The sequence below is a fragment of the Corynebacterium flavescens genome (genome assembly GCF_008693105.1).
In the GTDB taxonomy this organism is placed as follows: Bacteria; Actinomycetota; Actinomycetes; order Mycobacteriales; family Mycobacteriaceae; genus Corynebacterium; species Corynebacterium flavescens.
The window spans coordinates 86,917-107,692 of record NZ_VXKK01000033.1 but is presented as its reverse complement, the minus strand read 5'-3'; the positions used below and the strand labels follow the sequence as shown (position 1 = coordinate 107,692).

Here is a 20,776-nt window from a genome sequence, read left to right as displayed (position 1 = left end):
CGCGCTTTTACACTTTGTGAGGAGAAACAGTGAAATTCACCAAATTAAGTGCGGGTTTGTTGGCCGCTTGCGCTGCGACTGCGCTTGCTGCCTGCTCGTCTTCGGACGAGGGCTCCTCGGCGGCCAGTAGTTCAGCCGCTCCGAACACCGCCGCCCAGGAAACCACCGATGCGCAGGCTCAGACCCCGACAGCGGCCGATCTTAACGCGATCCTCGCCCGGGCTGCTGACCCTAATGTTCCGCTGGAGGAGAAGACCGTCACGGTCCAGGGTGGACAAGATGCCCCCGAGCTCTTCGACACCATGGCGAAGTCCCAGGCTGAATCCGGCGCAGTTTTCGAGGTAGTTGATCCTGTATTGCCCGGTCTAGTCCCGGATTCCGCCTTGGCCACGGTCAACTTCTCTACGCCAGATGGCCAGGGGCAGACCGCTGACCAGGTTGAATTCATTTACGAGGATGGGCACTGGAAGCTCTCGAAGTCGTGGGCGTGCACGTTGGTGACCAATATCGTTCCTCCGGAAGAAGTCCCGGCTATGTGCGCCGACACCGCTGCTGGCGCTTCCCCGGCTGATCAGGCTCCAATGCAGGAAGCTCCCGCTGAAGGCGCCCCCGCCGAGGGAGCACCCGGAGAGGAAGTCCCCGCTCAATAAGAGTTCTCAATAAGTATTCGTATTGAGGGGCTATGCGCGTCTTAAGAATCGCTCGCGGCGGCTTTTTGTGGGCTCTGGGGAGAGGCGCTTAGCAGGATCTTCCGGTTTTGGAGTGCATTGATTCTGTTGGTCAGCACCGAGACCGATCATTCAGGATAGGCCGGATGGCCTTGCTACCGCACTATGGAATTCTGGCTAGGCGGCCCGCCTGTGGATAACCGGGGCGGTGCGGGTGAGTTATCCACAGTTTCCTTACTGGGTGCGGGTCTGGGATTGTCGTACCGCGTGGCGGTGTCTTAGCGTGGCGGTCATGGGCTTGCAGGAGTACTTCGCACAACTTAGCCGAGGTGTTGACCTCGTTGCTGAGTGCTCGGGGCTATCCGCGGCGGACCTTGAAAAGATGGGGGCTAGCGCGCAGGATGCCGCCGAGCTTATAAGCCTGCACACCATCTACTTCGGCCCCACACCCTATACCGGCAAGCAACGCTCGGCCGTTAACTCTGCTCGGCGTACCGGGCACACTCTGAGTACCCTGCGCCAGATCGAATCCTTTACCCGCCGCATTACAGGGAAACTGGATGCGTGGAACCTGCGGTTGGAACTATGCGCCACGCCAAGCGAGCAGGTTACTGCGGTAGCCAGGCGCCGGCTGCGCGAGATGCGTGTCCCCCGCACGTATTGCGAGCGCGCGCTGCTACGCCAACACCCCAACGGGCTAGCTACCTTGACAGTGACCGGCAATGGGCTGGATATGGCAGATGCTTTCCGAACCATCGACCAGCAGCATCCGGGTAAGAGTTTTATTGCCCGCATGCTCGGGAAAGCAGGCGCGGCCCCGGCTGGGCGTACTCGTGTGACGACCATGGCAGTCCTCCAGTTGGAGGACTACGGCACGATCCTGCGCCGCGAGGGCGATGATGTGATGGTGCGCACCACCAGTGGGACTGTTATCACCGGCGCGCAGCTTGTGGAACGCGCCTGTGCCAACGAGGGGCTTATTACGGTGATAAGTCGGGCGCTGGGGCCTGTGGACTTGTACCGCTTTGAGCGCTTCGCGTCGGTCAAGCAGCGCACGATGCTGGCAGCAGAGCATCCCACGTGTGCGTGGCCGGGCTGTAAGACCCCGGCAGAGCGGGGGCAGTTCCACCATCTCACGCCGTGGAGTCACGGCGGGGAGACTAACGTTGCCAACCTAGTGACCTTGTGTAGTTATCACAACGGGGTTAATGAGGATGATCCGAATGCGCCGCCACTGCGCGGGCGGCTTGCCCGCCAAGGCGGGACAATAGTCTGGCAGCCCCCGCACACCAGCCGTTAGGCCAACCGGCCCAACGGTAACTTAAAGCACCCCAAAAACCCAGCGCGCTTAACCGAAAGAGCCGCTTAGCTTGCTGCGGGAGCGAAATCGAGGGCAGTATTGGTGGACTGCACCACGCGCAGATCTGAATCATCCGTGCCGTAGATGACCTTGGTATCGAAGGCAACGCTGCCCTCCACAGGCAGCGGCTGCGTGAGATCGATGGAGAGCTCTCCGGTTGATTCGGTATGCGAATCAAGAACCTTGAGTTCCTTGTCTGCGAGTTCAGTTCCCTGGGCTGTGCCCTCGAAGGATAGCGCGCCGAGGGAGGGGCGCTGCTGGACTGAGACGCCCAGTTGAGCCTTATCGCCCTCTAAAGAGTTGAGGGTATAGGTGGTGGTCTGCAGCAGGGTGGATTCGCCGGCAACACGGGAATCAACGGTCCATCGTGCGCCCTCGCCGATTTCCTCGGTAGGGAAGACCACAGGAAACGAGCTCAGCTGGGTTACTGCCTGCTCGACTACCTGACGAGCGTTGTCGGAGGCTCCCTGCGGCGCAGCGAGACGCAGTGAGGACATCTGCCCGGAGTCTTCCGCGCGCCAGCCGAATTGGAAGCCCTCCGCGCTGGAGAGATCTTCTTCGCCACTATAAGTGGGCACACCAGAGGTCACGAAGGCATTGCGGGTGGCGGGTAACTGCCCTTCCACAGCTTCGGAGGCAGCCTCGACGCTGGCTTGCAACGGCAGCGTGACCTTCGGGTCGTCGACGGAGGAAGCCTTGAAAGCAGCTGCGGCAGTGGAGTTGAAGAGATCCTGTTGGAAGCCCTGTGCGAAGGAATAGTCGAGCTTTTGCTCGGAATCAATATCCTTAAACTCTAAGACGCGCTTTTCTCCCCGCCCGGCGTCGATGACGGATACGCGGGGCGCATCAAGGGTGAGCCCCACTGGCTGTTCGACCGGAGGTCCGGGCTTTTCATAGGAGCAGCCAGCTAAGGCTCCTCCGCTAAGGGCAAGGGCGGAAAGGATGACAAGAGTCTGCACACGAAACACGCATTCCAAAATACCGGACGTCGCGGTTTAGAATGGTGCGGGTGAGTCAGATTCGAAGGAGTTTCCTTAAAACCATGGTCGCGGTCGTGCTTTCCGTGGCGGCCGTTGACCAGACAGTCAAGCAGCTCATGCTTACTATCCTGACCGAGGGCGAGCCGCTGCCGATCGTGGGGGATTGGTTCCGGCTTTATCTTCTTTTTAACCCCGGCGCGGCTTTTTCCATGGGCGGGGATTCAAGCACGTGGCTTTTTACCACCATTCAGCTCTCCTTCGTTATCGGCGTGGCCATCGCGGCTCCACGCATAAAGGATCGTGGCCAGGCAATCGGTTTGGCGCTGATCGCTGGAGGTGCACTAGGCAACCTCCTCGACCGCCTCTTTCGCGAGCCGGGCTTCTGGTTCGGGCACGTCGTAGACTATATCTCGGTGGGGGACTTCGCAGTCTTCAACATTGCAGACGCCTCGATCACCTGCGGGGTGCTGGTATTCATTGTGTCCATGCTGCGAGAGGAAAGGAGGCACAAGCTTGAGCAATAGGCAGACACGCACCTTCCTTGTTCCCGAGGGCCTCGATGGAATGCGGGCCGACGCCGCACTGGCCAAGCTCTTGGGGCTCTCGCGCTCAGTCACAGCGCAGCTGTGTGCTGACGGCGATGTGGTGATCGATTCGGCCGCCGTGTCCAAGTCGGACCGCCTCCAGTCCGCGACCATGGTTGAGGTCACGTTGCCGCAACCAGATGCACCACTCGTGCCTAAGGAAGAACTCGTCGAGGGCATGGATGTGCTCTACGCCGACGAAGACATCATTTGCGTGCAGAAGCCAGTCGGGGTTGTCGCCCACCCCACCCTAGGATGGGAAGGCCCCACGGTCATCGGAGGTCTGCGTGCGGCGGGGTACAAGGTCGCAGAGTCCGGTCCCACGGAGCGGCAGGGAATAGTCCACAGGCTTGACGTGGGTACCTCCGGGGTCATGGTTGTCGCTTCCTCGGAGCGAGCCTACTCCGCGCTCAAGCAGGCCTTCAAGCAGCGCACCATCACCAAGACTTATCACGCCATTGTGCAGGGTTTGCCCGACCCAATCGAGGGAACTATCGACGCCCCCATTGGAAGGCACCCCTCCGCAGGGTGGAAGTTCGCCGTCGTAGACGAGGGTAAGCACGCGGTCACGCACTATAAGCTCCTCGAGGCTTTCCGAGAAGCAAGCTTGCTGGAGGTACACCTCGAGACCGGGCGCACCCACCAGATCCGCGTCCACATGGCTGCCGTTGGACACCCCTGCGTGGGCGACCCCATGTACGGCTCAGATCCCAATCTTGCCCAACGCTTGGGGCTCAAGCGGCAGTGGCTGCACGCGCTCAAGCTCGGGTTCACGCATCCAGGGACGGGCAAGTGGTTTGAGATAGAGGCGCCCTATCCGCCTGATCTGGCACATGCCCTGCAGGTCTTGCGCTCATGAGGGTTTCTGCCCCATCCGCGCAGCGCATCTACCGGCGGCGCCGCGCTGCAGGAGGAATGTTCCTCGCGGGGCTTCTTTTGCTCGTGGTTTTCCTCTTCGGCGCCTTCGGGACGCACTCATCTACAGGCCTGCAAGGAGACCGCTTGGGGCCGGATGAGGAAAGTCGGGCCGAATATATCGCGCGGGCGCAGAAGCAGTTGGCTGAGGTTGACGCTGATTCGCCTACCTACGCTCTTGTCTCTTTCGATCATGATCTTTCAGCGACGGAGACTGCCGCAGCGGTGTCTCCGATCCGCCGCCTCAACGCTGTAATCATTGCGCAGTCGGCTCCTTTGGCCGTGCCTGAGCCCATTGCGGGTGAGGAACGCACGGACGTCTTAGACAGGCTTTTTGCTCGCGTGAGCTCGAGCCTTTCCGGAGTTGGCACGACCCCAGCCCTGGATAAGGCGAGCGCGGTGCTGGTGTGGGACGATGGCGCACACCTGCAGGAACTCGCTGACAACTCCTTGATTGCTGCGGTTGAGCCTGCGCCAGCCGACGCCCCCTGGGGATCCTTCGCCGTTCGGCCGCTGGGCACGGATTAAACAACGGGTAGGCTCGGTTTGATCATGAAGAGCTTTAAGAACTGGCCACCAAATTATCGCTTTGCCTATGTGCTTTGTGCACTTGGCCTAATCGTGTGCGCCGGTGCAGTTGTCTGGCGTCTCGGCGGCGCCGAGGGGATGGTGATGGCTGGGCTGGGATTGCTGAGCTGTGCGGTGTTGCTGGTGATGATGCCGCGGTGGGCGCTCGACGGCAATGAAGAAGGCGAGCGCCGAGCGCGTGCCAGAGCAGCGCGCGAGGAGTTGCGGCAATCGCGCCGCGGGAGCTCCCAGAACTAGAAATCCTCGATCTGGCGAAGCTTGTGGGAATGGCGGGTTGCCCTGCGCTGCCTGATGAGATCGGTGACGTAGATGGCCACCGCTATCCAGATGATGCCGAAGCCAATCCACCGCGCTGTCGACATGTGCTCATTGACCACGAAGAGCGCCCACAACATCTGCATAACCGGAGTGATGTACTGCAGCATGCCGATGGTAGCCAAAGGCAACTGTTTGGCACCTTTGGCAAAGGTCATCAGCGGCAGGGCGGTGATGATGCCGGAGCACACGAGCAACGCCACGTGGGAGGGCCCCTCGCTCAGGAAGGTCGATTCCCCGCGGATACTCAGATAGATGAGGTATCCGAGTGCAACGGGAACCATGACTAGCGTCTCAGCTGCGACGGAAGTGGCGGCTGAAACCTGCAGCTGTTTTTTGACGAGTCCGTAGATGCCGAAGCTGAAGGCCAAAAGGAGCGAAATATACGGCGCTTGGCCGGTCATAAACGTCAACCACAGCACCGCCACGAAAGCAACGCCCACAGAAGCCGCCTGCCAGCGATTGAGTGTCTCCCGCAGGAAGATGATGCCCAAGGCGACCGAAACAAGCGGATTAATGAAATATCCCAAGGCCGCGTCAGCCACATGCCCGGAGTTGATCGCAAGTACGTAGACACCCCAGTTGATGGTGATGAGAGTGCCGCAAGCAGCCACCTTGCCCCACGTGCGCAGGGTGAAACCGCGCAGCTCGCGCCAACCTCCGGTGAAAAAGAGGAAAACGCATACTAGAAGCGCGGTCCAGATGACGCGGTGCGCGAGAATTTCTAACGGCCCGGCGGGCTTGAGCAGTGGGAAAAACGCTGGGAAAAATCCCCACATGAGATAGGTAATTACGGTGTAGAACATCGAGGGCTAATGCTACTCCCAGTATAGCCAATGTGAAGCACGGGTTCGCGTTTATTTTCGCCTCTTGCGTCGACCGCTAGAATGTTCGCATGGCCAAAAACTCCTCCTTCGTTCACCTGCATAATCACACCGAGTTTTCCATGCTCGACGGCATGGCAAAGGTGGACCTGCTTGCTGAAGAGGTTTTACGTCAGGACATGCCAGCGGTAGGCATGACGGACCACGGCAACATGTTTGGCTCCAACGCCTTCTACCAACGCATGACCAAGGCGGGTATCAAGCCCATCATTGGCATCGAGGCCTATATGGCGCCGGAATCCCGCTTTAATAAGAAGCGCGTGCTGTGGGGAACCCCGGATCAAAAGCGGGACGATGTCTCGGCCTCCGGCGCGTACCTGCACCAGACCATGCTCGCGGAAAACGCCACCGGCCTGAAGAACCTTTTCACGCTTTCCTCCCTGGCCTCCTACGAAGGCCAGCTGGGAAAGTGGCCGCGCATGGACGCCGAGCTCATCGCTGAGCATGCGGAGGGAATCATCGCCACCACCGGCTGCCCCTCGGGAGACGTACAGACGCACCTGCGTCTGGGCCAGTTCGATGAGGCTTTAGAGGCCGCCGCGATGTGGCAAGACATATACGGCAAAGACAACTTCTTCCTTGAATTGATGGACCACGGACTCGACATCGAAAAGCGCACGCGTGACGGGCTCCTGGAAATCGGACGCCGGCTGGACTTACCTCCCCTAGTGACCAATGACTGCCACTACGTCCTGGAGTCACAGGCTCCCGCCCACGAGGCCATGCTCTGCGTACAGACCGGCAAGACTTTCATGGACCCGGATCGCTTCAAGTTTGGTGGAACCGGCTACTACATCAAGTCCGCAGCGCAGATGCGTGAGACGTGGGATGACATGATTCCCTCCGGCTGCGATAACACCCTGTGGATTGCCGAGCGGGTCCAAGACTATGGCGAGATCTGGGAGGAGCACTCCCACGACCGCATGCCTATCGCCGACGTGCCGGAGGGCCATACGCCTACCTCGTGGCTCACCCACCAGGTCATGGCGGGACTGCAGGATCGCTTTGCGGGACAAGAGGTGCCGGAGAAGTACCTGGAGCGCGCCCAGTATGAGATCAGCGTCATCGACATGAAGGGCTACCCTTCCTACTTCCTTATCGTGGCCGAGCTCATCAAGCATGCGCGTTCCGTCGGCATTTGGGTGGGACCAGGCCGTGGTTCGGCGGCGGGTGCCCTCGTTGCCTATGCCTTGACCATTACCAATATCGATCCTATCGAGCACGATCTGCTCTTCGAGCGCTTTTTGAACCCCGAGCGTCCCTCCGCACCGGATATCGATATTGACTTCGATGATCGCCGCCGCGGTGAGATGATCACCTACGCCGCTGAACGCTGGGGCGAAGACAAGGTCGCGCAGGTTATTACTTTCGGTACGGTCAAGACCAAGCAGGCCATCAAAGACTCCGCGAAGGTGCACTTCGGGCAGCCGGGATTCCAAATTGCTGACCGCATCAACGGCGCGCTTCCCCCGGCGATTATGGCCAAGGACATCCCGCTCAAGGGAATCATGGACCCGGAGCACGAACGCTATTCCGAGGCCGCTGAGGTCCGGCAAATGATCGAGACTGATCCCGATGTCAAGAAGATCTACGAAACCGCCCGCGGCCTCGAAGGCGTGGTGCGCCAAGCAGGTGTCCACGCCTGTGCGGTGATTATGGCCTCGGTTCGCCTCATGGACCACATTCCGATGTGGCAGCGCCCGGCGGATGGGGCGTACATCACCGGCTGGGACTACCCTGCGTGTGAGGCCATCGGTCTGTTGAAGATGGACTTCCTGGGATTGCGCAACCTCACCGTGATCGGTGATGCCCTGGCCAATATCAAGCGCAACCGTGGCGAAGATCTGGAGTTGGAGGATCTCCACGCTGACGATCCCGCGGTCTCCAAGGTCTATGACCTGCTCTCACGTGGCGATACCTTAGGCGTGTTCCAGCTCGACTCCGGCGGAATGCAGGAACTGCTGAAGCGCATGAGACCGACCGGCTTCAAAGACATCGTGGCCTCCCTGGCCCTGTACCGGCCCGGCCCCATGGGTGTCAACGCGCACTGGGACTATGCCGACCGTAAGAATGGTCGCAAGGACATCACCCCAATCCACCCCGAATTGGAAGAGCCGCTGCGCGAAATCCTCGACGAGACTTATGGCCTCATTGTCTACCAAGAGCAGATCATGCGTATCTCTCAAAAGGTGGCTAACTATACCGCCGGTGAGGCCGATGGCTTCCGTAAAGCAATGGGTAAGAAGAAGCCCGAGGTCCTAGCCCAGCAGTACGATAAGTTTTGGGGTGGCATGAAGGAAAACGGCTATTCCAAAGCCGCCATGGACGCCTTGTGGGGAACCATTGAGCCCTTTGCCTCCTACGCCTTTAACAAGTCTCACGCCGCAGGCTACGGACTAGTCTCTTTCTGGACCGCCTACCTCAAGGCTTACTACGCCCCAGAGTACATGGCGGCGTTGTTGACCTCGGTGGGAGACAAGAAGGATAAGTCTGCGATCTACCTTTCTGACTGCCGCCACCTGGGAATCCACGTGCTCTCGCCGGATGTCAATCACTCGGAGGAGAACTTCCAGGCCGTGGGCGAGGACATTCGTTTCGGCATGGGGGCCATCCGCAACGTTGGTTCCGAGGTGGTCGAATCCATCGTTAAGACCCGGCAGGAGAAGGGCGAGTTCACCTCTTTCTCGGACTATCTGGACAAGATCGAGCTGGCGGCCTGTTCCAAGCGTGTGACCGAATCACTCATCAAGGCCGGGGCCTTCGATTCCTTGGGCCATCCGCGCAAGGGCCTCATGCTCATCCACGAGGATGCGGTTGATTCAGTGCAAACCACCAAAAAGGCCGCGGACAAGGGGCAATTCGATCTCTTCGCCGGCTTTGGCGGGGAGGAGAACTCTAGCGCGGTGAGCGCCTTTGCTATCGATGTCCCTGACGAGAGTTGGGACCGCAAGCACGAGTTGGCCCTCGAGCGCGAAATGCTTGGCCTCTATGTCTCGGGGCACCCGCTCGACGGCTTCGAGGATGCACTAGATTCTCAGACGGATACTGCTTTGCCCAAGATCCTCGCCGGCGAGGTCCACAATGGCCAAGAGCTCATCATTGGTGGCATCATCTCGGGCGTGGATCGCCGCTATTCCAAACGCGACGGTTCTCCCTGGGCCATTGTCAACGTGGAAGACCATAACGGTGCCCAGGTAGACATCCTGGTATTCAATCAGGTCTATTCCTTGGTCGCCCCCCAGATCGTCGAAGACAATATCATCCTTGCCAAAGTCAAGGTGAAGATCCGCGACGACCGGATGTCACTGTTTTGCTCCGACATCAGGGTGCCAGACTTGGGCCCCGGCGGGGGAGCAGGTCTGCCGTTGCGCCTGACCATGCGCACGGATCAGTGCACCCTGGACAATATTGCCAACCTCAAACAGGTACTGGTCAATAACAAGGGTGAGTCCGACGTCTATCTCACGCTTGTCGACGGCGACCAGTCAACCATGATGGTTTTGGGCGAGCACCTTCGGGTGGAGCGCTCCGGAAATCTCATGGGCGATCTCAAGGCAAAGCTGGGGGCGGGAATCCTCGGCTAATAGGCCGCACCTTCTTTTACTCTTAATAGCCCTTTTTACGCAGCACAGATAACAGCGACATGAATATAATGTCGCTGCGGTGCGGGTCGCACAAAGGAACCCAGCTAAGGTAGACCGCATGGTCTATTGAAGGCTAGATTCATTTCGCGTTGAAGAGGAGTTTTAAAAAAGATGGTCAATAGGATTCGCACCACCCATGTGGGTTCGCTACCCCGCACCAAAGAGCTGCTCGCAGCCAATCTCGAGCGTTCCGCTGGAACCATCTCTCAGGAGGAGTTTCACGAGATTCTGCGCCGCTCTGTTGAGGACGTTGTCCAGCGCCAGGTAGATCTTGGCATCGATATTCTCAACGAGGGCGAGTACGGTCACGTCACTTCAGGGGCCGTAGACTACGGCGCCTGGTGGAACTACTCCTTTACCCGTCTTGGTGGATTGACCATGACGGATAAGGATCGCTGGGAGATTGGGGAGCAGATTCGCTCGGAGCCTGGGAAGGTGCGCTTGTCCTCGATGAAGGATCGCCGCGACCGTGCATTATTTGCGGAGGCTTATAACGACCCGGATTCCGGGATCTTCACCGGTCGCAAGAAGGTGGCAAACCCGGAGTTTAGTGGGCCGGTAACCTACATCGGTCAAGACCAGGTCAATGCCGATGTCACCCTTCTCAAAGACGCGATGGCGAAGGCTGGTGCTCAGGACGGCTTCGTTGCTGCGCTCTCTCCGGGCGCGGCGGCGCGACTGCCCAACAAGTACTACGAGGAAGACATCGATCTCGTGCGCGCCTGCGGTCAGGCCCTCAAAAGCGAATACAAGGCCATCACGGATGCAGGGCTGACCGTGCAATTTGACGCCCCCGATCTTGCCGAGGCCTGGGACAGCGTGGTTCCAGAGCCCACCGTGGTGGACTTTCAGGCCTTCCTTCGTGAGCGCATCGACGTCCTCAATGAGTCGATTAAGGATCTCCCACGCGAGCAAACCCGCCTACACATCTGCTGGGGATCCTGGCACGGACCGCACGTGACAGACATTCCCTTCGCGGACATTATCGGTGAAATCCTGCGTGCCAAGGTCGGTGGCTTCTCCTTCGAAGGCGCATCTCCGCGTCACGCGCACGAGTGGCGGGTCTGGCAGGATCACCAGCTGCCCGCAGGAACGTTAATCTATCCCGGCGTCGTGTCTCACTCGACCAATGCTGTGGAGCACCCGCGGCTGGTGGCAGATCGCATCATCAAGTTCGCTGAGCTAGTTGGCCCTGAGAACGTTGTGGCCTCCACTGACTGCGGGCTCGGTGGCAGGTTGCATCACCAGATCGCCTGGGCCAAGTTGCAGTCCCTCGTGGAGGGCGCAGAGCTGGCCACGAAGGAGCTCTTCTAGTTTGAAGATGGCGGGGTCAGAGGGTCTAGAGCTGGATGCCCGCCTGTTTGAGCGCGGCGCGCAGCGGCTCGAGTATGGAGGGATCAGATTTAGCGATAAGCGCCAGCCCCTGGACCGCCGCTGCGCCGAGGCCCAAAATTGCCCCGGCCCAAGCTATGCCTTCCGCGGTGGCAGTACCCGGGCGCAGGAACTGCACGAAATCGGGCATCTCGTCCCATTTCTGATTTTCCACTTCTTTCTCGTGCTCAGCCACGCAGTCCGGCGGGGTGGGCATCCCGGAAGATCCATATCCATTGGCTAATCCCAGCATCAGTTCCTTGGGCCCCATGAAAGAAGAACCCGCGGTTCCGTCGTCGACCGCAGCCTGGTGCGCCGCCTTGGCATCCTCAACTTCCTGTTGGCACGACTCAGTGAGGCCACCCTCCTCGGCTTGGGCGGCGACAGGGCTGAGTATAGCGACGCCGGTGGCGCCAAGGGCGACAAGAGCGACTGAAAGACGAGAGCGGGACATGGGTTTTGACTCCTTGGAGGGTGAGGGACGCAGGAAGCGTGCCCCCACAACTTAGCAGAGCAAGAACGGCCCCGCCATGGCTATAAGCGCGAAGCCATTCTAAATACCGGTCTGGCTACCGGTATTTCCCGACGAGAAGGCAACCAATTGAGCGGCAGGTAATGCGACGCTTCGCATACCCTGGGGCTAAGATGAATACCCATGAGTAGTAACACCGCAGTTTTTGAGCCCATTCATGCCTCGGACATCCAGTCGGCCCAAGCACGAATTAGCTCGGAGATTGCGCCGACTCCGCTGCAGTATTGCCCGCGACTTTCCCGCCAGACCGGCTACGAGGTTTACCTCAAGCGCGAGGATCTGCAGGATGTGCGTTCTTATAAGATTCGTGGTGCCGTCTACGCGATCTCGAACTTGAGTGAAGCGCAGCGGGAAGCCGGCATCGTGGCAGCATCTGCCGGCAACCATGCCCAGGGCGTCGCCTATGCCTGCCGCACCATGGGGATTTTTGGCAAGATCTTCGTGCCCAGCCCCACCCCAAAGCAGAAGCGGGACCGCATCCTCGTCCACGGCGGGGACATGATCGAGCTCGTTGTCACAGGCGCCAACTTCGATGAGGCGGCGGCAGCCGCGCATGCAGATGCTGAGGCCCGCGGGGCCACCATCATTGAGCCCTTCGATGCCCGCGACACCATCACGGGTCAAGGCACCGTGGCCGCAGAGATCCTCACGCAGCTCTCCGCCCTGGGTAAAACCCTCAACACCGTCGTCGTCCCGGTCGGTGGTGGCGGACTGCTCTCCGGCATCACCAGCTACTTGGCTGACATGTCCCCGCGAACCGCGATAATCGGGATCGAGCCCGCCGGCGCGGCTTCGCTAACCGCAGCTTTTGAGGCAGGAGGGCCTGTCACCCTCGATACCGTCGATCCTTTCGTCGATGGTGCGGCTGTCAAGCGCATCGGCACGCTGCCCTATCAGATCCTTGAAGCCAATCAAGGCCGCTTGCATTGGGATACCGTCTCCGAAGGCGCGGTGTGTACTGAACAGCTCGATCTCTATCAAAGTGAGGGCATCATCGCCGAGCCCGCTGGGGCTCTCTCGGTGGCAGGCCTGCGCACGCTCAATCTGCAACAGGGCTCCACGGTGGTCTGCATCATCTCCGGCGGCAACAATGATGTCTTGCGTTATGCGGAGATCATGGAGCGTTCCTTGGTTCACCGCGGATTGAAGCACTACTTCCTCGTGAACTTCCCGCAAGAACCTGGCCAGCTGCGCCACTTCCTGCAGGACATCTTGGGACCAGAGGATGACATCACGCTCTTTGAGTACCTCAAGCGCAATAACCGGGAAACGGGTGCTGCTTTAGTTGGCATCGAGCTTGGTACAGCCTCTGCTATTGATGGTTTGCTCAAGCGAATGGACGCCTCCCGTATCAAGGTGCAGCAATTGCGTCCTGGCACCCCGGAATATGATTTCCTCGTCGCTTAGTTTCTTTTTTGATGCTGAGCACGTACCAGCGACCGGTAGAACACGAGGTCTGTGAGCACGAGATAGAGATCAAGCGATCGCGTTTCATCACGCTCATCGGCAGGGCCGATAGTGAGGCGGCAGCGCGTGACTTCATCGAGGCCGCGCGACTGCGTTTTCCCGATGCGCGGCATCACTGCTCGGCTTTTATCATTCATGTGGATGAGGCCAATCCTATCGAGCGTTCGTCCGATGATGGTGAGCCTTCCGGAACTGCAGGAAAGCCCATGCTTGAGGTCATCAAGGGAACGGGGATGCTCGACATCTGCGTGGTGGTAGTTCGCTACTTCGGCGGAATTAAGCTTGGCGCCGGAGGGCTCGTGCATGCTTACGGTGATGCGGTGCGCCAGGCGCTCTTATCGCTGGATAGGGTAACCCGGAGTAGGAAAGAGCTTTATTCCTTGCGTTTGACCCATGCACGGGCGGGGCGGGTCGAAGGGGAGCTTCGCAACCGTGGCATTTCTATCGTCGATGCGGATTATGGCGCGCAAGTGACGCTGACAGTAGCTCTTAATCCTGGCGCGCGGGAAGACTTTGATGCCTCTGTGGCGGCACTTACCCAAGGCGAATCCAATACAAAGCCTGTCGGGCACGCCTGGATAGAGCGCCCCGAGCGTTGATGGATAGTACGGTAGAATATCCGCCATGACTATGCAGCCACGTCCCAATAACCCAATTCAGAAGAAGAAGCAGGAAGTCCGCAAGCACGCTCGCAACGGTGTCATCTGCGTGGCAGCGGGGCTCGGTGGTGGATTCCTCCTCGGACTAGCTGCAACGTCCTTCGTTACTTATATGATGCTCGGCATCATCGTTGCCGTTGCTGGCGGAGTCTACAACTGGTCCAAGATCCAAAAGATCGTGGGCGAGAATAACAGCCAAAACTAGCGGCAATCATGAGTAATGATTCTGCAGGCCTACCGGTCAGAATTGATGCTTGGGTATGGTCGGTGCGGATGTTTAAGACCCGCTCTGAAGCGGCTGATGCGGTTAAAGCGGGCCATGTTAAGCTCAACGGCAACGCAATTAAGCCTTCTCAGCAGGTAGTTCCCGGGGATCGCGTTCGGGTATGGCGCAATCATCATGAACACGATCTAGAAGTTCTGGCTACTGTGCGCAAGCGCGTCGGCGCATCAATCGCGCGCACCTGCTACAAGGATCACGCACCTCCTCCTCCTCCCCGGCAATTTCTTCCCGCCGTTCCCGTCCGTGAGCGCGGTGCAGGCCGCCCGACGAAGAAAGAGCGGCGTGACATGGAGAAATTCCGCCGCAATACGCGCTAGTTCTTTTCGCGCGTATTGCGCTCGGAGTCCTTTGCACTGTGCGCTCGGAGCGCCTGCAGGTTTTTGAAGCGCCCATTGAGCCTTCTGCGCCGGTCTGCGCGGTCTCCGATGGACCAGGTTGCATCGATATGCTTCTTGCCAAACTTGTTGAGCAAGAGGTCATCGATGAGGCGGACCTGACCGGGGCGGAAGCGGTAGTGCATGGCCTCGTGGACAAAAGCTATATCCCCGGCATTGAGTAGGGCCTGCAGCTGACCGAGCGAGGTGACATTGTTGGCTTCGAGCAGTTCCGAGAGGAAGCGGTAATGATCAGAGCGAGAGCGCGGGAAGCGTCCGCCTAAGACCACAGCCAAGACCCCCGGCAGCGTTTCAGCATTGAGTTCCACGTCTTCATCGGTGTCGCCACTGGGATCCTTCAGTGCAGCAATCTCATCGAATTGTTGATCTGCTAATTCAATCAGCCCAGCCGCTAAGGTAAAAAGCCGATCCACCTGTGGAGAAGGTTGATTAGGACCCTGCTTGTAGCGGATATCGTGCTCGAACTCTGCCCAAGCATGTTGCAGCACCGTGCGGATCTGTACCTCAAATGTCAGCCCTTCATAATCCGACAATTCCTCAATGGCGTTTGTAACTGTGAGGATCAAATGGTGGGAGCCGTAGCCGAAGCCGCCGGAAATGCGAGTTTGTGCTGCCTTGTCCACAGAACGAATGACCTTGAAAGACTCGCCGAATACCTCTAGGGCCTCCGGTATGGCGGTGGAGTGAAAGACTGTCACCCGCACACCAAGGACATCGTGGATTTCTTCCCACGGACGTGGATACATCAACGTGCCATCGGGGAAACGCTTCTTGGCCTTAGCCTTGAGCGATGGCCAGCCCTTGACACGGGGCGAGACTCGGTCGAAGATGACGCCTGCGTCATTGAGCAAATCCTCGATGGCATCACCGAACTCGACCGCGGCGGTAGGATGCGCCCTTAACCACTCGTGGTATTGATTTCCTAGCTTGGAGATGCCGTTATCAGCCATGGTGATACTCTAAGCTCCTTATGCGTTTCATCAGGTTAATTCTTGCGGGAACCCATTGCTCAAGACCAAAGGGTGCGCGCTAATCAGCGGACTATGAGCTGGACGCACCTGCGCGCTGGTGTGTGCCCACAGCCGTGCCGCTTCCGCTGTAGGTGCACGAAGTACAAACACCCGAGCTGAGTAGGGGACGAGATACGTAAGTCTATCGCATCGAAGTACTCGGCGGAGATGGCCGTCTAAGGTGCTAAACGTTTGGGGATGTGCAAGCCAAGCACTAATAGGCGAGCCAAGTACACGAACCTCTACTCCTGGGCAACCGGGTAAAGAATGGACAGCAGGGCGAGTCCAAAACCGCAAGCCCTTCGGCGTCAAAGCTCGCCTCTGCAGGTTTGCCGCAGCCACCGTCCACGCCGCGTGGACGCTAAGTCCTAGCTCATCGAGGCCACGCTGGCTGAGATGACGAGACTGTTCCTTCGAGTGCATAACGAGCGCCATGGAAAGCCGCGAGGAAAGCGCAATGGTGGCGAGGGAGTCACAAAAACCATCATCAGAAAGGCGCGGCGACTCAACACGCTCCCGTTCGTACAAGGCGGGTACCAAACCGGCGATTGTGGACTCCGCATCGGCTGCAAGGTGAGGGCCACGCGGCGACTCTTGTGGTGCGGGAACAGGTGTTACGAGGCCTTTTTCACGAGCAAGGGCTAGGGGCATGAGGATTAAGCTCTTTTCAGTCCGTATCAAACAAGGTGTTGAACTCTTGTCTGAATTAGACTCCAGCATCCACGTGGCGGTTCCAGGCCGCGAAAATTCCTAGAAGGGAGGTTCCTCGTCAAGGCTGAGCTCTGATATGAGCTTGCTCGCCGGCCACAGGGCAATGTCTTGACCCTTCGCGATGAGCTCTTCCGCTCGCTTTTCTTTCGACGTCTTCGTGGCCCATTGACCGAGCACCAATATGGTTGTTTTCTTGGTGACGTTCTTTCCCACCTGGCCACCGCGCTGCGCGATACCAGACCACAAAAGCCCCTTGTCAAAAGGCTCAAAATCCCCGGTTAGGGTGACGTGCTGGCCGTAGAGTGCTCCTTGAGGATCAGCGTCGCTGTTGGGTTCTGGGATGGTGGTGGGCGTTGCCACCGATTGCCATGGAGCGGGCCCCTTGCGGGAGGATTCCTTGCCTTGGCCTTGGCCTTCACCTCGTGGCTTGGAGGCTGTGCCACCTGCACGCGATACATCCCGAAAGTCTGTTCCTGCGCCGAGGTCTGCAGGGGAGGTCGGCGCGGTATCGGAACGCAGCACCGGGATGACTGAGTCCTGGCTCATGGTGCCGAGAGCAAAGCCGTGGATGCTAAACAAGTGGGAGAGATCGCCGCTATAGTTCCACCGAGAGGCAAGTCCAACGACGATGAGCCCTGCTGCGCGGGCATCTTCCGCGGCATCATGATGGCGAAAATCGCCGGCGCCTATGGCTTTCGCCACCGTGGGCAGGCGGTGATTTACAACCTCAATGATTCCCGCGCGCGAGGCCTCGCGAGACAGGGCCAACGAGCAGGCGAGTGGCACTTCCGGCACGGGCGCCTGTGCATAAAGCAGCCCGGTGCGCAGTGCCGTGGAATCAAACTGGGCGTTGTGAGCCACCAAAATATCGCTGCCCAAAAAATCGAAGAGCTCGGATGCTACCTGTGCGAAGGCAGGGGCGTCTGCCACATCCGAGGCCGTGATTCCGTGAATAGATATATTCACGTCGGCGAAGCTCTCGAGGCCTGGAGGTGGGGTGCACAGCCAGCTGCGGGACTGCGTCTCCTTGCCATCGCGGAAACGCACCGCACCGATCTGGCAGATAGATCCCCAGTTGTCATTGGCGGTCTCAACGTCAACCGCAGTGAAATCGAGCGCCGGAATGCCGGGGGAAGACTCTGCGATGGTGGAGGGGGCATCTCCCCGTTTAGCGGCATCGATGGCTCGCGCCAAATCCTCTGGTTGCTGGTGGGGCGCGAAGAGAATGCGGATTCCGGGGCCCACTAGCGTCAGGGAGCCGAAACCGGTTGCGGTGGGCTCGACCACTTCAGTGTCGCTCACTTTATCCAATGGGATAGACACGGTGGCCTCCTTCCCGAGGGAAGACGCCAGAAGCGTGTGGTGGAGCACGATCGCTTCGGAGGTGACGTCTATGGAGGCTCCGTGGGCGGTGATCGACACGTGAAGTTACCTTTCTAGGGTTTAGGAGGCGGAATCGAATACTGGGGGTTCGACCTGCCTCAAAAGAAGCGTCGAACGCGGCTGGACTGTGATCGTACCCTGCGCATCAATGATCGTATCTTCCGCAGGGTAGCCCCCTGAATCCGCAGTGTCGACGATGAGCTCCCACTTGGCCCCCAGATCTCGTTGTGGCAGGGTGAACTCAATATCCCCGTCGTGCGCATTGAAGATCATGATGAAGGAATCATCATCGATGTCTTCACCCCGTGCGGTTTTTTCGCGGATGGCGCTGCCGTTGAGATAGACCATGAGAGAGCGGCCGAAATCATGATCCCAGTCATCCTGAGTCATGAGCCGCCCCGATGGTACGAGCCAGGCAATATCGCGGTCTTGGACATCAGAGCCAAGAGGGCCGCCAGCCAGGAAACGCTCACGACGGAAGGCAGGGTGGTTGCGCCGAATGGAGATAAGGCGCTTGCAAAAGCCGTGTACGGCGGCGAACTTTTCCTCTTTGAGAAGGGACCAGTCCATCCATGCCAGTTCATTGTCTTGGCAATAGGCGTTGTTATTTCCGCTTTGAGTACGGCCCATCTCATCCCCGTGGGAAATCATCGGAGTTCCCTGCGAAAGCAGCAGCGTGGTGAGGAAGTTACGCATCTGCCGACGGCGCAGTTTCTTTACATCTTCATCATTGGTGGGGCCCTCCACGCCATGGTTCCACGAGCGGTTGAAGGATTCCCCGTCACGGTTGTCCTCACCGTTGGCGTCATTGTGCTTCTCGTTATAGGTCACTAGGTCACGCAGGGTGAATCCATCGTGCGCTGTAATGAAGTTGATGGAGGCAGTGGGGCGGCGATCGTTATTGCCGTAGAGGTCAGAGGATCCAGTGATGCGGGAGGCAAACTCGCCCAGCGTGGCAGGTTCGCCGCGCCAGAAATCACGCACCGTGTCACGGAACTTTCCATTCCACTCGCTCCAGATCGGAGGGAAGTTTCCTACTTGATAACCATTGTGGCCCACATCCCAGGGCTCGGCGATGAGCTTGACCTGGCTGACCACGGGGTCCTGCTGGACCAGATCAAAGAAGGTTGCGAGCTTGTCGACGTCATCCAACTCCCGCGCCAAAGTCGAGGCAAGATCGAAACGGAAGCCGTCCACGTGCATCTCCGTGACCCAATAGCGCAGAGAATCCATGATGAGCTGGAGCGAATGAGGATGCCGCACGTTGAGGGAGTTGCCCGTTCCCGTGTAGTCCATGTAGTGCGCTTTATTATCTTCGACGAGGCGATAGTAAGCGCCGTTATCAATGCCACGGAAGGCGATGGTGGGGCCTAAGTGGTTGCCCTCAGCCGTGTGGTTATAGACAACATCGAGGATGACCTCTATGCCAGCCTCGTGAAAGGCGCGAACCATAGTTTTGAACTCGGAGACGGCTTCGCCGGGCTGTTGGGCGTAGGCATAGTCGAGGTGAGGTGCGAAAAAGCCGAAGGTGTTATAGCCCCAGTAATTGCGCAGCCCGAGCGTGCGGAGGCGATCATCCTGGAGAAATTGATGAACCGGCATCAGCTCCACCGTGGTAATCCCCAGGTCTGTGAAGTAATCAATGATGGCGGGGTGAGCCATGCCCGCATACGTTCCGCGCAGTTGCTCAGGAACGTCCGGGTGACGCATGGTCATTCCCTTGACGTGCGTTTCATAGATCACGGTCTCACTGTGCGGGGTGAGGGGGCGGCGATCCCCGCGCCAATCAAAGAAGGGGTTGATGACCACGGAAAGCATGGTGTGGCCGAGCGAGTCCTCTTGGTTGCGCCCTGCGCCAAGTTCCGGGGAGTGAATGTCATAGGAGTATAGAGAGGAATCCCCGTCAAACTCGCCGTCATAGGCCTTGGCATAGGGGTCTACGAGGAGCTTTGAGGGATCGCAGCGAAAGCCTTGCTCGGGATCATAAGGCCCGTAGACTCTGAAGCCATAGCGCTGGCCCGAGGTGACATTGGGAAGGTAACAGTGCCAGACGTGGGCATGGACTTCAGTGAGCTCGATGCGTTCTTCTTCACCGTTGTGGTCGATGAGGCAGAGCTCAACCTTTTCCGCAACCTCGGAGAATAGTGCGAAGTTTGTTCCAGATCCGTCGAAACTGGAACCTAGTGGATAGGCCTCACCCGGCCAGACCTGGCGCCGCTGATTAGGGGAGGAGTCGGCGGCGCGACTCGGTGTTGGGGAAGTTGTCATGGCCAAGATCTTAATCCTTGCAGTGGACATTGGGGCGGGCGACGGGGGTTTAGCTCTGAGAAAGCCCGCTGAGGATGATGGCTGTCGCGCTCCTGATATCGGATTCGCCGTCGTAGTCAGGTTGAGGCGTACCTATGGTCTCCTGAAGTTGCGCCCTAGATTGCTCCATCAGCGTGGCGCCGAGCACCAAGTGAATGATGGATAGGGCGGCCACGCGCGCTGCTTCGGAGTCGTCGTCGATTGAGGCGATGAAGCGCTCGACCAACTGCTCCCAGGCCTTCGAGCCTGGCAAGGAGAGCCCTGCGATGGTTACCTCAGCACCATCGCGATGGGAAAGAAGCACGCTGCGCAAGTTGAGAGCAAGATCCTCAGTTGTGGAGCCATTCAGCGGTTCAATGATCCGGCTGGCCATGGCGGCTATCAGATCCTGCTTGTTCTTTATGTGCCAGTACAAGGCACCGGGTGCGACGGAAAGTGTGGTCGCCACACGGCGCATGGTGACATCTGCCAGACCGTAGGCCTGCAGCAATTCGAGGGCCGTCTCGATGATTAAATCCCGTTTAAGTTGCACGCTTAGCCATTGTAGCGATCGGCTTTGATGGCCCGTGTGGATATTAGTATTCCAGGAAGGCGGGTCACGAGGGCAACCTAAGAAAGGTAGTCCTCACAGGTAGTTATGAGATAACGCTCAGCGCATCATTATTGAACACTTGTTAGTATGTCCAAGTTAGATTTTTAGGCAGCAAGCAGGCTGTTGTG

The 20,776-nt window shown here is 58.7% G+C and carries 19 protein-coding genes; 12 read left to right on the top strand and 7 right to left on the bottom strand.

Annotation, left to right across the window (positions count from 1 at the left end; genetic code table 11):
- Positions 1-29: 29 nt before the first annotated feature.
- Together F4V60_RS07995 and F4V60_RS07990 are read left to right on the top strand one after the other, a co-directional pair.
- Complete coding sequence (locus F4V60_RS07995) at positions 30-650, top strand: WKL family lipoprotein (RefSeq protein ID WP_075730104.1); 621 nt, start codon at positions 30-32, stop codon at positions 648-650.
- Between the two features lie 310 nt (positions 651-960).
- Positions 961-1,968, top strand: a complete 1,008-nt coding sequence (locus F4V60_RS07990) for an HNH endonuclease signature motif containing protein (RefSeq protein ID WP_075731207.1) — start codon at positions 961-963, stop codon at positions 1,966-1,968.
- A 65-nt stretch (positions 1,969-2,033) separates the two neighbouring features.
- Here the strand turns inward: F4V60_RS07990 and F4V60_RS07985 are convergent, their stop codons facing one another.
- Positions 2,034-2,996, bottom strand: a complete 963-nt coding sequence (locus F4V60_RS07985; RefSeq protein WP_075730103.1) for a hypothetical protein — start codon at positions 2,994-2,996, stop codon at positions 2,034-2,036.
- A 32-nt stretch (positions 2,997-3,028) separates the two neighbouring features.
- Here F4V60_RS07985 and lspA point away from each other — a divergent pair, with 32 nt between their 5' ends.
- Genes lspA through F4V60_RS07965 form a run of 4 tightly spaced genes read left to right on the top strand, consistent with a single transcriptional unit; the run spans position 3,029 to position 5,332 of the window.
- A complete protein-coding gene (gene lspA / locus F4V60_RS07980) occupies positions 3,029-3,532 on the top strand; it encodes a signal peptidase II (protein WP_075730102.1) in 504 nt (167 codons plus the stop codon).
- A 40-nt stretch (positions 3,533-3,572) separates the two neighbouring features.
- A complete protein-coding gene (locus tag F4V60_RS07975) occupies positions 3,573-4,451 on the top strand; it encodes an RluA family pseudouridine synthase (protein ID WP_075731205.1) in 879 nt (292 codons plus the stop codon).
- Positions 4,448-5,035, top strand: coding sequence for a hypothetical protein (locus tag F4V60_RS07970; protein WP_075730101.1), 588 nt, complete (start codon positions 4,448-4,450; stop codon positions 5,033-5,035). Before F4V60_RS07975 ends, F4V60_RS07970 begins: the two co-directional genes overlap by 4 nt.
- Positions 5,036-5,059: 24 nt before the next feature.
- Entirely contained in the window at positions 5,060-5,332 is a 273-nt protein-coding gene (locus F4V60_RS07965; RefSeq protein WP_075730100.1) for a hypothetical protein, read from the top strand.
- On the opposite strand, the gene rarD is transcribed toward F4V60_RS07965, so the two are convergent.
- Positions 5,329-6,216 (bottom strand): EamA family transporter RarD, encoded by an 888-nt coding sequence (rarD, locus tag F4V60_RS07960; RefSeq protein WP_075730099.1) that lies wholly within the window; start codon positions 6,214-6,216, stop codon positions 5,329-5,331. The two genes, F4V60_RS07965 and rarD, sit on opposite strands and share 4 nt — an antisense overlap.
- Before the next feature lie 89 nt (positions 6,217-6,305).
- Here rarD and dnaE point away from each other — a divergent pair, with 89 nt between their 5' ends.
- Together dnaE and F4V60_RS07950 are read left to right on the top strand one after the other, a co-directional pair.
- Positions 6,306-9,878 carry a DNA polymerase III subunit alpha gene (gene dnaE / locus F4V60_RS07955; protein WP_075730098.1) on the top strand — a complete coding sequence of 1,191 codons (3,573 nt, stop codon included), beginning with the start codon at positions 6,306-6,308 and terminating at the stop codon, positions 9,876-9,878.
- A 171-nt stretch (positions 9,879-10,049) separates the two neighbouring features.
- Complete coding sequence (locus tag F4V60_RS07950; protein WP_075730097.1) at positions 10,050-11,252, top strand: cobalamin-independent methionine synthase II family protein; 1,203 nt, start codon at positions 10,050-10,052, stop codon at positions 11,250-11,252.
- A gap of 25 nt (positions 11,253-11,277) precedes the next feature.
- Here F4V60_RS07950 and F4V60_RS07945 read toward each other — a convergent pair whose 3' ends face one another.
- Positions 11,278-11,763, bottom strand: coding sequence for a hypothetical protein (locus F4V60_RS07945; protein ID WP_075730096.1), 486 nt, complete (start codon positions 11,761-11,763; stop codon positions 11,278-11,280).
- Positions 11,764-11,964: 201 nt separating this feature from the next.
- On the opposite strand from F4V60_RS07945, the gene ilvA reads away from it, so the two are divergent.
- The 4 genes from ilvA to F4V60_RS07925 are packed head-to-tail and all read left to right on the top strand — an operon-like array spanning position 11,965 to position 14,567.
- A complete protein-coding gene (gene ilvA, locus F4V60_RS07940; protein ID WP_075730095.1) occupies positions 11,965-13,248 on the top strand; it encodes a threonine ammonia-lyase IlvA in 1,284 nt (427 codons plus the stop codon).
- 11 nt (positions 13,249-13,259) lie between these two features.
- Positions 13,260-13,907, top strand: a complete 648-nt coding sequence (locus F4V60_RS07935; RefSeq protein ID WP_075730094.1) for a YigZ family protein — start codon at positions 13,260-13,262, stop codon at positions 13,905-13,907.
- A gap of 25 nt (positions 13,908-13,932) precedes the next feature.
- A complete protein-coding gene (locus F4V60_RS07930) occupies positions 13,933-14,172 on the top strand; it encodes a hypothetical protein (RefSeq protein ID WP_075730093.1) in 240 nt (79 codons plus the stop codon).
- A gap of 8 nt (positions 14,173-14,180) precedes the next feature.
- Positions 14,181-14,567: an RNA-binding S4 domain-containing protein gene (locus F4V60_RS07925; RefSeq protein WP_075730092.1), complete on the top strand. Its 387-nt coding sequence runs from the start codon at positions 14,181-14,183 to the stop codon at positions 14,565-14,567.
- Here F4V60_RS07925 and F4V60_RS07920 read toward each other — a convergent pair.
- From F4V60_RS07920 to F4V60_RS07900, 4 genes are all read right to left on the bottom strand, one after another.
- Complete coding sequence (locus F4V60_RS07920; protein WP_075730091.1) at positions 14,564-15,595, bottom strand: GTP pyrophosphokinase; 1,032 nt, start codon at positions 15,593-15,595, stop codon at positions 14,564-14,566. The genes F4V60_RS07925 and F4V60_RS07920 overlap by 4 nt on opposite strands.
- Positions 15,596-16,405: 810 nt before the next feature.
- The gene (locus F4V60_RS07910) at positions 16,406-17,788 is read right to left on the bottom strand and encodes an exonuclease domain-containing protein (protein ID WP_075730090.1); all 1,383 of its coding nucleotides are present in this window, start codon (positions 17,786-17,788) and stop codon (positions 16,406-16,408) included.
- 21 nt (positions 17,789-17,809) lie between these two features.
- Entirely contained in the window at positions 17,810-20,017 is a 2,208-nt protein-coding gene (glgX, locus tag F4V60_RS07905; protein ID WP_075730089.1) for a glycogen debranching protein GlgX, read from the bottom strand.
- A gap of 49 nt (positions 20,018-20,066) precedes the next feature.
- On the bottom strand, positions 20,067-20,588 hold the full coding sequence (locus F4V60_RS07900) for a TetR family transcriptional regulator (RefSeq protein ID WP_075730088.1): 522 nt from the start codon (positions 20,586-20,588) through the stop codon (positions 20,067-20,069).
- Positions 20,589-20,776 lie beyond the last annotated feature (188 nt).